Consider the following 12417-nt stretch of genomic DNA (forward strand, 5'->3'; position numbering starts at 1 on the left):
TGAAGCGGCCTTCGCGCCGGATTTTGCTTTCCCACCAGTGGCCCCCAATTGCGCTGCCATCCACTTTTTGGACCCCAAAATTCCGTCCATCAGAGCTGGAACATAGAGATCGCCATCGATATCCGGCCAGTGAAGCCCAAGACCCTTGGCCTCGACAACGACGTTGTCAATTGCGAAGCGTTAGCACCTTGAAGCCCTTGCAGTTTCTCGACGGGAAAACCGATGAAAGAGCCGTTGTTAAGCACCACAACGATGGCGTCGTGCTCTTCGTCGTAGCGGGCCGACGTGGCGTATGGCCCCAACTGCGGCTTCATTCCGCGCATGTTGGCCATGTCGAATTCAAGATCAGAAATCTCCATGGATGCGGTCCTCCACTGCTCCATGCGTCAGTCGGATCCCGTCCGAGACAAGATCGCTTAATTCCGGTCACGGCTGAACATTGGCTTCGGCGCGAGAGACGGTCTCCAGCTGAAGGCGTCAGACAAGCCGGCCATTCCTGACGACGATACAACCTGCGATCACGACATGCCTGACGCGGCTCAGATTTACGTGGTCGACAACGATCAGGTCTGCACGCTTGCCTTTTTCAATCAGCCCGCGGTCACCAGCCATTTGGGTGAAGACACGTGCGACATTCCCGGTCGCAAGGGCAACGGCCTCCGCCGCAGACAATTGTTTCTTTCTGACCATCCGCTGGATCGCTTCAAGAATTCCATCCCAATGGCCGCCGGCAAAATCGGTCGATATCGTATCGACACAGCCCGCATCGATCAGTGCGTCGAGGTTGGCGGGATCATTGCGCCAGCGCGTCCCGATACAATCCAATGTCGAAACATCGATGATAGCCCCCTTTCGTCTCAGATTCCGGGCAATCGAGACTGCCTCGTTCGGGAGGAAGCTTGGGTGATTGCTATGGCCTGCGACGAAACGTGCCTTCGGGTGCTTCTCGACCACCGCAATCAAACGCTTCGCAGATGGCGCCGCGTTGTGGAAGATCGCGGGATATTCGACCCGCTCGGCTTCGCGGGCGATTTCATCGAATCCGGCCAGCGAGAGGGCAACCGAAGGCATCACCGATCGCGTAATGATGTCGCGAACGCGATCCGCTTCGGTGATCTCGGAAAGACCGCAACGCTCCAGCTCGTCGGTCAGTTTCAAATTCGACAGGCCCTCTGCCGGATCGAGATAGCGGCCAAGGACGGCGTTCTTCAAGCGCCTCGCGGCTGCAGGCGTCACCTCGACCCCGAGTTCCTGCAGTAGCGCTTGCGGGATGAACCTGTATTCTTGTGCGCCACCACCCAGTGTCTGCCCGCCGCCTGCCTCGCCAAGCGCTATCGCGCCGGAGGCCAAAAGTTCATCTATCGTCGCGCTCAAGTGCCTTATTGAAAGTCCCGTGCCATCGACCGCAAGCGCCGCGTCTATGTTTTTCGGAGTGTGAGCCGTGGAAATCCGGATATCCATGGGGTGAGGTGCTGCCTCGCCGATATCTACTTCGTCGGCCATCGCCAGGCCGCAGACGTTGAGAAGGGTCGTTGTTCCCTGAAGAAGATGGCGATTTCGGAAATAGGCAACATCTTCACCTTCAAATGGCCTCGAGCCGCTGGGCATGGAAGGCCCTCGAATACAGCCATGCGCATGCGCATTGATGAGACCTGGCATAACGACGCCGCCGGTCGCATCGATGGTTTCTCGCGCCGCGATTTCGGCGCCTGCGGTGGCCTCTGCGGCTTCCACACCGGCGATCCTTCCCTTCCGGACATACACGGCAGCCTGCTTATGAAACGTCTTGCCGTCGCCGGTAATGAGGCCTCCATTTCGAATTACCAGATCCATGATAGCTGCTCCTTCTCGGCAACCGGGATGCTGTCCTAGTCGTCCGTCTCTTCGCCCGGCCGGACAGGTTCGTGCTGCGATCGCTCCTGGCTGGAACCATCGAGCATGTAGCCGGACGATCGAACCGTTCGGATGAGATCAGGGCCACCGGCCAGGCTCAGCGCCTTGCGCAGTCGACCGATATGGACATTGACCGTCTTGGCGTCGACGAAACGGCGCTCGGGCCAACCAGCTTCGATGAGTTGTGCGCGACTGCACGCCTGCTCGCGGTTCTCCATCAGGAACTGGAGCAACCGGAATTCGATCGGTCCGAGATGGACGTTGATGCCGAAATGCCTGACGCTATGCCTGTTGGTATCCAGCTCCATTCCTGCATAGGCGATGATATGACCGTCGCTCGCCATTGGACCGGACGCGTGCGGAAGGATGATACGGTCGCGAAGGAAGCTGAGCAGCTTGGAAGGAGCGATCGGTCTTACGAAATTCTCGTCAATACCCGCCTTCAGCAGACCGATAAACCGACTTTCCGCACCAGGTCCAATCAACCCAACCGTCGTGATCCCGAATGTCCGCGGCTCCTGCTTTAGCTTTGCGCAGGCTGCGGGGGCCCAATCTTCTCCCGACCGACAATCAAGAAGGATGGCGCCGACATCGTACTCGCCTGCAAAATGGACGATCTCCTCCACCCCGGAACCAAGAATGACCTGATACCCCTCTGATTCCAGAATATGGACGAGAAGGAGATAGTAATCTGCATCGGTCGAACCAATCAGGATCTGGGGGCTCGCGGAATTCAAAGTCCTCTCCTCTTCGGCGCGGCGTCTGTTTTGTTCTGATCCCTGGTGAGGACTTGCTTCGTTCTCAATGGGCGGCGCAGCCGATTGCGCTCGATTGATGGAAGATGCTGTTCACGACCTCTCCCGGCACCGGATTCCGCCTCAAGCAGCGGTGTTGTGCTGCATGCGAGACCCCGGCCGATTGAACGCAGCGCATATTCGATCAAGGCTCGCGACGTCGGCAGGAAGAACGCCAGCGACAGCCATGGTGCTGCCAATCGGGCACGGCCGGCCAAGGCGCTGCATCGGCCAGCCGGCGCGTTTCAGAATGCGCTCGAAGCGCAGGTCAGTTGCCGTGGCAATCTCGTAGTAGCCGTTCGCCATCGACCACTCGATAATGCCTGCGAACATCTTAAGCGTCGTCCCATGAAGAAGCCCCCGAGACCTGCCCCCGTCGAGCGAGGTGTCGACGCAAAAGCGCGAGCTTTCAATCATGCCCGCGTGAGCATCCAACCGCCCCGATGAGAGGAGCTGAGGGAAGGTGTTGGCGAGCATCGTCGGCCCGGCAGCAGGGAGAAGCCGCGCGCAGCCCGCCACCGCATGCGTGGCCGTGACAGCCAGGATATAGGTCGGATTGAAATGATCGTAAGCATCGGCTTCAAGACCCTCCCTTATGTCTACGTCCCAGCCCAGCCTGCCGCCAAAGACGCGGGCTCGCAGCCGATGCATCTTATCGATCAGGTCCGCAAATTCTCCGCGCGCTGCGGCCGATACAGCGAGTATCTCCATCTCCGTTCTCCGAAGAAATCCTGCTTCAGACCACTGGACACGAGTTTCGCCGCTCGGGCGACTAATAGAATTAGTAGTCGAACGCTCGACCAAAGCGTGCATAGGTATTTCATGCTTGAGTTGTACGATGTCGAGCGAAGTGTCGCGAACGCCGGAATAGAGACGGATCCACGAGCATGGAGCAACAAGGCGCGGAACCGGGGATGGACCAATTCCGGGCTTTGATGGCGCTGATTGGAGGCCATGTATTTCAATGTACAAGCACACGGCCGAAGCCTGCATACCGGTCCCGCACCCGGAACGGGTCGCGAAAAAGCTCTGCGCGCGTTCCGCAGACTATTGCCGCTCGATCGACGATATGGGCGCCGACAAATTGCTCGACTTTGGCGACGCGCGTGCGCTCCTAAGGCTGACGGATGATGGTCTGCGCCTCCAAGTGGACGCTCAGGACACCATCACCTTCTATGGTATCAGGACACTTCTGCTGGGAATCCTGTGCGCCGTCGCGAAGTTCTCAGGTGAGCACGCTGAGTGGCACTCGGCCGGCAGCGAGCCTGTCGGCTCGATGTAAGGATGCCTCTGAAGCAGTGGCCCGCCCTGGACCTTGCGGATACCTTTCAGTCGCTCAGCATGGTTGTCAAACTGTTCTTCGCGCACGGGTTCGCAGTTCTGGCAAAGGGGCCCTTTCCCGAATGGTCCGGTTTTGGATGCGCGACCACCGACGATATCCTCGCTACCGTAGGGCAGTTCTGCGGCCGTAGAACTAAGAGGGATGGTGCTAATATTAAGCTACGATCGCCTCACGCTGATGTAATGTGCAACTCGATGAGAAAGGGCTTGGCTGCCAGTAGCGCGCACGGCATCGGGTTCCAATGAATTCGTAGCCTCACTCGCCCCAGGCGCTGAGACTGGATTCTTGGAGGGAAATGCATTACGTATAGCCAATAGCCAAGTTAGCTAAGCGGGACGCCCATGCAGGTTACTATCCATAACGCCAAAACGAATCTGTCCAAACTCATCGAGGCAGCAAAGGCTGGCGAAGAAGTTGTCATCGCGAAGGGCAAGACCCCTGTTGCCCGGATCGTTGCTATTCCACAAAGCAAGTTCACAATTGGGCTGCTGAAGGGCAAGGTCACAGGGCAGGGACCGGATTTCTTCGAGCCGATGAGTGAAGATGAACTCGCCCTTTGGGAAGGCGCAGTGTGACAGCTGTACTTCTAGATACCCATGCTTGGGCATGGTCACTAACGGGCGATATGCGCCTGTCCACCAAGGCAACCACTCTCATCACTGAGGCTGATAGCGTTTTTGTCAGTCCCATCAGTTTCTTCGAGATCGGGCAGAAAGTCCGCATCGGCAAGTGGCCGGAGATGGAACCGTTCGTCAATGACTTGCCGAGCTTGCTGGCTGAACAGGGTGGCAGAGTTGCGGCATTGGCGCCGGAAGTGTGCTTGAAAGGGGCAACCCTCGCCTGGGAACATCGCGACCCATTCGACCGATTGCTGGCGGCGACCACGCTCGCTCTTGGAATGCCCCTGATTTCAGCGGACGAGATTTTCGACACCCTGCCGGACATTAGCCGTTTGTGGTGACTTCTGCCTTGGACGTCTCTTGTCCGATGGTACGCCTCCAAACATGATCACATCTGACCCTTGATGACCGCTCGGTGGCGATCCCAGTGCGGACGATCACTGATAGGAGGGTTCATGTTCAGCCTTGCGCTTCTACTTCAATGCGCTCCAGTGATTCCGCGGGCGCGGTCGATGACGCGCCGCTCACGCTTTGAAATGATCTCCTGACTGCTCTGCACGCGAACCGTCTGCTGCAAGACCTGCAGCCGTTCCCGCATCGCCTCCAGCGCGCGGCGCTGCGCTGGCGACACGTAGTTGGTGACGTCCTTGTCCCCGCGTAGGAACGCATTGCGGCCGAAGCGCTCGTCCAGCGCGCGACTGACGGCGACGAATTCTTCGGCGACGCGCGGATCGATCAGACCCATCGCAACGTCGAGCTTACCCTTCTTCTTCATCTCCCTCGTCAACTCCCGCAGCGCATCCTCAGCCTTCTGCGATAGACCGGGAATGGCGACCGCCATCCGCCGTCTCTCTCCGTCGACAACCTGGGTTTCGGCCTCCAACGCGGCGGCATAAGACGCGCCGAGAGAACGGATGCGGCTTGTCGCTTCCAGCAGAGCCTGAAGCGCCGCCTTCCGCTCCCGGCCGACAGCAAGCAACTTGTCCATGAGGCGGTCGGAGCCACGCAGCGCGCCATAGGCGGCCGGATCGTTGCTGACCGCGGCAGCAATTCGATCGCTGGCAAAGCCCTTCGCGACAAGCTCCTCGATCTGGGCGACCGCACCGGCCGGATCGCGCCAAATGCGTGTCGCCGCCTGCACGAGGGCGGCGCGATGATGATTGTAATGAGGTACGGCAAGCGCCCTTTCCCGCGCTTCATCGGCGATTGGTGTCTTGAACTCCGTGACGGCGGCAAGCATGGGCAACATGGGCGCAGCCTCCTTTTCGAACTCGATGCACGCTCCGGCAACGATTTTTGACCGGTCCTGTCTTTCTGCGAGATGCTGCTCATCGCTGAAACGCCTGATCACCTCGAACAGGCGAGCCAGCTTTTCACGCTGGTCGGTGGCGAGATTTTCCGGCATGCGCTCGGCAACATTTCGCTCGGCGATCGGATCGGCCTTCGCGGTGAAGGCAGACCAGCCGAAGCGTGCAGTTAACGCCTCGTTGACGGCCTTGACCTCCTGAACCAACGAACGGTCCTCGGCTGCATAGGCGAAGGCCGTCTTGTAGGCATCGGCCCCGCCACGCTCCCGGACCGTCTCGACTTCGACGAGACGCGCCATCGCCTGTTTCGAAAGCGCGGGGATGGACAATGACATGTAAGCTCGCCGCTGCCGCTCGCGAATGGCGAAGCGCTCCGCCTGCCTGCGGAACTCGGTTGCATGCGCGCGCGCCAACGGCGGCAGTTCCCGTAAGGCGGCCATGGCAGCGTTGCGCACGTCGAGGGCGGCGCGGCCATCGACTATGAGACCAGAGCCGCGCAATCGGCCAAGACGTTCGGGCGCAAGGCCGAGATCTGCGGCAATCTTGCGCGGCTCGACGCCTGCACTTGATGCCAGAGCGTTGAGCGCCGAAAGAGCGCCATCCGGGTCGCGGTAGATTTTCTGCAGCAATGCTCGGATTATTTCCTCCCGCGCCTTCCACGGTTCCGAGGCGATCTGCGCGATGCGCGCATCCTCTTCAACGCTGCGGGTGAACTCGGTCGCGGGCGGGATCAAATAGCTTCCTCCCACTGGGATGCCGCCAAAAAAGGATTCTTGGCGTTCCTCGCGGTACGAAGCGCTCCGTTCCCGTTCGATCGCAAAATCGAGTGAAATGCTCGCCCGCTCCCAGAGCTTGGCCAACTGCGATCGCTTTTCCGCAAGCCACGCCAGCCGTCGCGCCACGCCCTCCTCCAATTCCATGGTGACCCGGGCGAGCGTGTCGATGCCGCGCCGTTGGGCAAAATCACGGGCATGCTCCCGATAGCCTTCCTCGCTTTCGAAATCGAGCGTCGTCGTCTTGGCGCCGGACCGCCCAAGGCGCTCAACAAGCTGTTTGAACACAAGCGGCCGATGGCTTTCCTGCTCGATCCTCGCCTTGCGCGCATCAGCAGTTTCGACTTGGGTACCGGTCCAGACGTTGCGCTCGACCTGACGTTCCTCGAGGCGCTTCTTGCCGGTCTTTTCATTCCTGACGGGCACCTTTACCGTGACCGTTTCGACGCCATCCTTGCGGAGCGTCACAGTATCTCCTGTCGATATGCCACCCTCCACAAGTGCCTTCGGCAAGCTCACGCCCCAAAGTCGATGAACGGATCCGTCGTCGGTCCGCACATCGGCGTAGGGGCTTTCCTTGGCATCATCATCCTGCGGCCGGAAATTGGCCCACCCGGTGCCCACCAATTCACCGGTGACGCCGACTGCATGGTCGACACGCGCCCTGCGCCCCCATTCCGGCTTCGGTTCAAAACTCTCCCGCGCAGCGTAAAGATCGGCGCGGTCACGATGCCTGGTCATCGCCACATAAGTCAGATGCTGATCCATCATTCCGGTGGCGAGCACGAAGGTCCGGTCGATGGTCGAGCCTTGAGATTTGTGGATGGTCGCGGCATAACCGTGGTCGACATTGTTGTAGATGTCCTCGCTGATCACGACGTCGCGGCCATTGTCGAGATGCACCGTTAGCAGCGCGTTTGCCCGCTTGTCGCCGGATGAAACGACCGTGCCAAGCATGCCGTTCTTCACATATTGGGGACCAAGCCGCCTTGCCCGCGGCTCAAGGAAGCGGGCATTTTTAAGGAAGATGATCCGGTCTCCAGCGGCGAAATCACGAAGCCCGCGTGCCGTGCGGAATTGACGCGCACCTGTCAGCGCGCCCTCGTCAATCATGACCTTGCGCAGGGCCTCGTTCAGCTTCCAAACGTCATCATTGGTGTGGGCAAGCACAAGCAGTTCGTCGCCGCGAAGACGTCCCGAATGCTCGCCGCCGGCAGGTTTCTGAAGCAGGTCACGACGGGCATCGGCCCAATCGGCGACAATGCGGTCGATGATCTCGGCTCGGGTTTGGGTCTCGACAATGCGGCCCTTCTGCGCATAGGCACTAAGGCCCTCTTCGACCTTGCCCCGCGCGAAGAGACGGGATGCATCGCGCGCCCACGCATCACGCTGTCGCCGCACGCCGGCAAGTTCCGCGAAGCCGATCCGCTCGGCAATTGCCCGGAACGCCGCACCCGCCTGGATCGGCTGCAGCTGCATCGCGTCACCGACCAGAACGGCTTTTGCGCCTGCGTCCTCCACCGCTTTGAGGGCGCGCGCCAACTGCTGCGAGGAGATCATGCCGGCCTCGTCGATCACCAGGACATCGCCGCGACCCAACTGTTCTCGCCCGCCGGCCCAGGCGAGCTCCCAGGAGGCCAGCGTGCGCGACCGGATGCCGGAACTGTCTTCCAACCCTTCCGCCGCCTTGCCGGCCAGGGCCGCGCCAATCACCCGCCGCCCGGCGCTTTCCCAGGCAATACGCGCGGCAGAAAGCAGCGTCGACTTGCCCGCCCCCGCAAGACCAACGACGGCGGCGATGGCATTGTCGCCCGTCAGGTGACGTACCGCATCAACCTGTTCCGGATCGAGCCTGAAGGACTTTTCCGGATCGGCCGTTTCGACGCTTCGGACGGCGGCGGCGCCCCTGGCGCCGGAGACGCCGAAGCCCTTTCGCATCGACAGAACCTCGGCTGACTGCGCCATGTCATATTCGATACGCAGGATTTGCCGCGTCGTGAACACCGCCGGCTCTGTCGTCTTTCCCGTTTGGGTATCGGCCTGCTGCGGTTTTAGCAGCACGAGATCATCCGAAGCCATAAGCCGCGCACGGATATTGGCGAAGTCCGCTGGATCATCGACATAGCGGTGCAGCGCCTTTGCGATATCGCGCTCGTCAAAGGTGGAGCGTTCGTTGCCGAGCTGCTTGAGGAGAAGCTCCGGATTGGCAAGCAGCCGGTCTGCCATCTCCTGCCGCCGCGCCAGATCGGCCGGCGTGAAATACAATTCGCCCCCCTTGCGCGCGAGCGCCGCCTTCTCCGGGCCAAGGTGTTTCTGTGCGATCCCATCTCGGCCTTGCTCAACATAGGAGCGGCCGTCGAGACGGATCTCATGGCCTGCCAGCGCCAGGTATCGGTTGACCGTTTCCGCCCACGCGACCTTCCATGCCTTCATGGTTTCCTTGTCACCGGCCCAAAGCTTGTAAACGATTTTGCCATTCGGTCGGTCCGGCGTAGCCACACGCAACGCCCCCCCGTCTTCGCCAAGCACCGGAACCTTCTTCGGCCCGAACCCGTCCTCCGTCACGGGCCTCAATGTGGTCATCAGGTGGATATGGGGATTGCCGTCCTTGTCGTGATAGACCCAGTCGGCGACCATGCCTATGGACGTAAAATTGACGCGAACGAATTCGCGGACCAACGCGATGTTTTCCGTCCGGGTAAGCTCTTCCGGCAAGGCGATGATCAATTCGCGGGCAAGCTGTGCGTCCGCCCGTGTCTCGAAAGCGTCAACCGCGTTCCAGAGCGCCTCGCTCGCGCTGGCGACAGACTTGCCGTCGACGGCCGCCCTCAGCCATGTCGGAATATGGTCGGGCAGCGCCAGCTCCTCATGCACCAGTTCCGACGCTCCGCCGCGATAGCTGAAAGACGTCCCGGCCTGCTCGTCCATCATCCGCGCGCGATGGCGGTAGGCGGCGGCCGAAACGATGCTGCGTCCCGCTCCCCTGCTGATCACCTGCGCTCTGACGAACATGATCGCCACGACCGTTTCCAAACCTTCCCGAGCACGTCGCGCCAGCGACGTATATTGCGCCCTCAAACCAATCGGACCGCAGGGCCGATGCCGCTTTTCCGGAAGGCGGCCCACGGCCGGAATTCCGGCTGCGACGTTTTCGGGATAATGCACACTAGTCTAGTTTACTATCATTTTATAGATAGTATAATTGACCCAGCGCAGATCACTCAAACGACAAAGGATACAGGGATGGCCCCAAAAACATCGATCTCAGACATCGATGCCCAGATCGAGAAGCTGCGCGAGCGCCGACGATCACTGATAGTAAAATCAGCTGAGCGGTTTGCGCGCGCCGCGACCAAATCGGGTCTGGCGGAGATGGAGATTACCGAGGAGGAACTCGACCGGATCTTCGAAGAAATCGCCGTGCGATTTCGCAAAGAGGAAAGAAGGGGCACTGCTGGTGCAGTTGCTTCGTCGCGTCGACGCCCAAGCGGCGGGTCTGGAACGCCGCAGGAGGTTTCTCATGACGGCTGACCGCAAGCGCGAGGCGCGGGAGAAATTCCTGCTCGGCGGCATCGTCGTCAAGGCAGGCCTGTCGAAGGTGGACCGGGCGTTCTTGCTTGGCGGCCTCCTCGAACTGGCGAAGATCACGCCGGGCACTGCCGAGCATCGGCGCCTGCGCGACATTGGCGAGGAGGCCTTCAAGGCTGCCCCCCTGGATGGCGGACCGACGGGCATGGCGGAGACAGCGGAATGGTACTGAAGGCAAAACCGCATCCGAGCCTGTTGCTCATTTTCTTGCCCGTCGCCGCCACCGCGTTTGCTATCTATGTCGTTGGCTGGCGCTGGCCGGGGCTCGCTGCCGGCATGTCGGGCAAGACGGCATACTGGTTCCTTCGGGCTTCGCCCGTGCCAGCACTCTTGTTCGGGCCGCTCGCCGGCCTGTTGACCGTTTGGGCTTTGCCGTTGCACCGGCGAAGGCCCGTCGCAATAGTGAGCCTTGGCTGTTTTCTGACGGTCACCGGGTTCTACGCGCTCCGTGAATTCGGCCGACTGTCCCCTTCCGTGGAAAGCGGCGCACTATCATGGGACCGGGCGCTGTCCTTTCTCGACATGGTCGCTGTCGTCGGCGCGGTCGGCGGCTTCATGGCGGTGGCGGTAGCAGCGCGCATCTCCACCGTCGTGCCCGAACAGGTGAAGCGCGCCAGTCGCGGAACCTTCGGGGACGCCAACTGGCTGCCGATGTCGGCGGCGGGAAGATTGTTTCCGCCGGACGGCGAGATCGTGGTTGGCGAGCGCTACCGCGTCGACAAGGACATCGTCCATGAAATGCCCTTTGACCCGAACGATGCCGGCACCTGGGGGCATGGGGGCAAGGCCGCGTTGCTGACTTATCGCCAAGATTTCGATTCCACGCATATGCTGTTTTTTGCCGGGTCGGGTGGATACAAGACGACGAGCAATGTGGTGCCGACGGCGCTTCGCTACACCGGGCCGCTGATCTGCCTCGATCCTTCCACCGAGGTCGCGCCCATGGTGGTCGAGCACCGCAGCCGCGAGCTCGGCCGCGAGGTGATGGTGCTCGATCCGACGAACCCGATCATGGGCTTCAACGTGCTGGACGGGATCGAGGCGTCACGGCAAAAGGAAGAGGACATCGTCGGCATAGCCCACATGCTGCTGTCTGATAGCCTACGCATCGAAAGCTCGACGGGCTCCTACTTCCAGAACCAGGCGCACAATCTCCTGACCGGACTGCTCGCGCATGTGATGCTGTCGCCCGAATATGCAGGACGGCGAACCTTACGCAGTCTTCGCCAGATTGTCTCAGAGCCTGAGCCGTCAGTACTCGCCGTGCTGCGCGATATTCAGCAGCACTCGCAATCGGCCTTCATCCGCGAAACGCTGGGTGTCTTCACAAACATGACCGAACAGACCTTCAGCGGCGTCTATTCGACCGCTTCGAAAGACACTCAGTGGCTGTCTCTCGACAGCTACGCGGCGCTCGTCTGCGGCAGTGCCTTCAAGTCGAGCGACATCGTGACGGCCAGGAAGGACGTCTTCCTCAATATCCCGGCATCGATCCTGCGCTCCTATCCAGGCATCGGCCGCGTGATCATCGGTTCGCTGATCAATGCCATGATCCAGGCCGACGGCGGCTTCAAGCGCCGGGCGCTGTTCATGCTCGATGAGGTCGATCTCCTCGGCTACATGCGCGTCCTGGAGGAAGCGCGCGATCGCGGCCGCAAGTACGGCATCAGCATGATGCTCATGTACCAGTCCGTCGGCCAGTTGGAGCGGCATTTCGGGAGGGACGGCGCAACGTCCTGGATCGACGGTTGCGCCTTCGCTTCTTATGCCGCGATCAAGGCGCTCGACACGGCGCGCAATGTTTCGGCGCAATGCGGAGAAATGACGGTAGAAGTAAAAGGAAGCTCCCGAAATGTCGGCTCGGATACGAAGAACAGCGGACCGCGCAAATCCGAGAGCGTGAGTTTCCAGCGCCGACCGCTGATCTTGCCGCACGAAATCACCCAATCGATGCGAAAGGACGAGCAGATCATCATCGTCCAGGGGCGCGGCCCGATCCGCTGCGGCAGGGCCATCTACTTCCGGCGGAAAGACATGAACAAGGCTGCAAAGGCCAATCGTTTCGTCAAGCCGATCCGGTGAAGGCCGCTAGCGTCACGC

At 60.7% G+C, this 12417-nt stretch carries 11 protein-coding genes; 6 read left to right on the forward strand and 5 right to left on the reverse strand.

Annotated features, from left to right (window positions below; genetic code table 11):
• Positions 1–89: 89 nt before the first annotated feature.
• From MKZ91_RS11750 to traI, 4 genes are all read right to left on the reverse strand, one after another.
• The gene (locus MKZ91_RS11750) at positions 90–359 is read right to left on the reverse strand and encodes a hypothetical protein (protein WP_336171063.1); all 270 of its coding nucleotides are present in this window, start codon (positions 357–359) and stop codon (positions 90–92) included.
• Between the two features lie 118 nt (positions 360–477).
• Entirely contained in the window at positions 478–1833 is a 1356-nt protein-coding gene (locus tag MKZ91_RS11755; protein WP_336171064.1) for an amidohydrolase family protein, read from the reverse strand.
• 35 nt (positions 1834–1868) lie between these two features.
• Positions 1869–2630 carry a winged helix-turn-helix transcriptional regulator gene (locus tag MKZ91_RS11760; protein ID WP_336171065.1) on the reverse strand — a complete coding sequence of 254 codons (762 nt, stop codon included), beginning with the start codon at positions 2628–2630 and terminating at the stop codon, positions 1869–1871.
• Between the two features lie 141 nt (positions 2631–2771).
• Positions 2772–3398 (reverse strand): acyl-homoserine-lactone synthase TraI, encoded by a 627-nt coding sequence (gene traI, locus MKZ91_RS11765; protein WP_336171066.1) that lies wholly within the window; start codon positions 3396–3398, stop codon positions 2772–2774.
• A gap of 253 nt (positions 3399–3651) precedes the next feature.
• Here traI and rctB point away from each other — a divergent pair, with 253 nt between their 5' ends.
• The 3 genes from rctB to MKZ91_RS11780 all read left to right on the forward strand — a co-directional run bounded on the left by rctB (position 3652) and on the right by MKZ91_RS11780 (position 4990).
• The gene (gene rctB, locus MKZ91_RS11770) at positions 3652–3969 is read left to right on the forward strand and encodes an SMa0974 family conjugal transfer regulator (RefSeq protein WP_336171067.1); all 318 of its coding nucleotides are present in this window, start codon (positions 3652–3654) and stop codon (positions 3967–3969) included.
• A gap of 401 nt (positions 3970–4370) precedes the next feature.
• On the forward strand, positions 4371–4604 hold the full coding sequence (locus MKZ91_RS11775) for a type II toxin-antitoxin system Phd/YefM family antitoxin (RefSeq protein ID WP_336171068.1): 234 nt from the start codon (positions 4371–4373) through the stop codon (positions 4602–4604).
• Positions 4601–4990, forward strand: a complete 390-nt coding sequence (locus MKZ91_RS11780) for a type II toxin-antitoxin system VapC family toxin (protein ID WP_336171069.1) — start codon at positions 4601–4603, stop codon at positions 4988–4990. The genes MKZ91_RS11775 and MKZ91_RS11780 overlap by 4 nt, the downstream gene beginning before the upstream one ends.
• Positions 4991–5127: 137 nt before the next feature.
• Here MKZ91_RS11780 and traA read toward each other — a convergent pair whose 3' ends face one another.
• A complete protein-coding gene (gene traA, locus MKZ91_RS11785; RefSeq protein WP_336171070.1) occupies positions 5128–9750 on the reverse strand; it encodes a Ti-type conjugative transfer relaxase TraA in 4623 nt (1540 codons plus the stop codon).
• 222 nt (positions 9751–9972) lie between these two features.
• Here traA and MKZ91_RS11790 point away from each other — a divergent pair, with 222 nt between their 5' ends.
• Genes MKZ91_RS11790 through traG form a run of 3 tightly spaced genes read left to right on the forward strand, consistent with a single transcriptional unit; the run spans position 9973 to position 12399 of the window.
• Positions 9973–10260, forward strand: coding sequence for a TraC family protein (locus tag MKZ91_RS11790; protein WP_336171071.1), 288 nt, complete (start codon positions 9973–9975; stop codon positions 10258–10260).
• A complete protein-coding gene (locus MKZ91_RS11795) occupies positions 10250–10489 on the forward strand; it encodes a conjugal transfer protein TraD (RefSeq protein ID WP_336171072.1) in 240 nt (79 codons plus the stop codon). The genes MKZ91_RS11790 and MKZ91_RS11795 overlap by 11 nt, the downstream gene beginning before the upstream one ends.
• Positions 10480–12399 (forward strand): Ti-type conjugative transfer system protein TraG, encoded by a 1920-nt coding sequence (traG, locus tag MKZ91_RS11800; RefSeq protein ID WP_336171073.1) that lies wholly within the window; start codon positions 10480–10482, stop codon positions 12397–12399. The genes MKZ91_RS11795 and traG overlap by 10 nt, the downstream gene beginning before the upstream one ends.
• Positions 12400–12417 lie beyond the last annotated feature (18 nt).

It is taken from the genome of Ensifer sp. MJa1, from assembly GCF_037026475.1.
Taxonomy (GTDB): domain Bacteria; phylum Pseudomonadota; class Alphaproteobacteria; order Rhizobiales; family Rhizobiaceae; genus Ensifer.

Coding starts and splice junctions, on each gene's coding strand:
- MKZ91_RS11750 (WP_336171063.1), bottom strand. CDS start 359: ATGGAGATTTCTGATCTTGAATTCGACATGGCCAACATGCGCGGAATG.
- MKZ91_RS11755 (WP_336171064.1), bottom strand. CDS start 1,833: ATGGATCTGGTAATTCGAAATGGAGGCCTCATTACCGGCGACGGCAAG.
- traI (WP_336171066.1), bottom strand. CDS start 3,398: ATGGAGATACTCGCTGTATCGGCCGCAGCGCGCGGAGAATTTGCGGAC.
- rctB (WP_336171067.1), top strand. CDS start 3,652: ATGTACAAGCACACGGCCGAAGCCTGCATACCGGTCCCGCACCCGGAA.
- MKZ91_RS11775 (WP_336171068.1), top strand. CDS start 4,371: ATGCAGGTTACTATCCATAACGCCAAAACGAATCTGTCCAAACTCATC.
- MKZ91_RS11790 (WP_336171071.1), top strand. CDS start 9,973: ATGGCCCCAAAAACATCGATCTCAGACATCGATGCCCAGATCGAGAAG.
- MKZ91_RS11795 (WP_336171072.1), top strand. CDS start 10,250: ATGACGGCTGACCGCAAGCGCGAGGCGCGGGAGAAATTCCTGCTCGGC.
- traG (WP_336171073.1), top strand. CDS start 10,480: ATGGTACTGAAGGCAAAACCGCATCCGAGCCTGTTGCTCATTTTCTTG.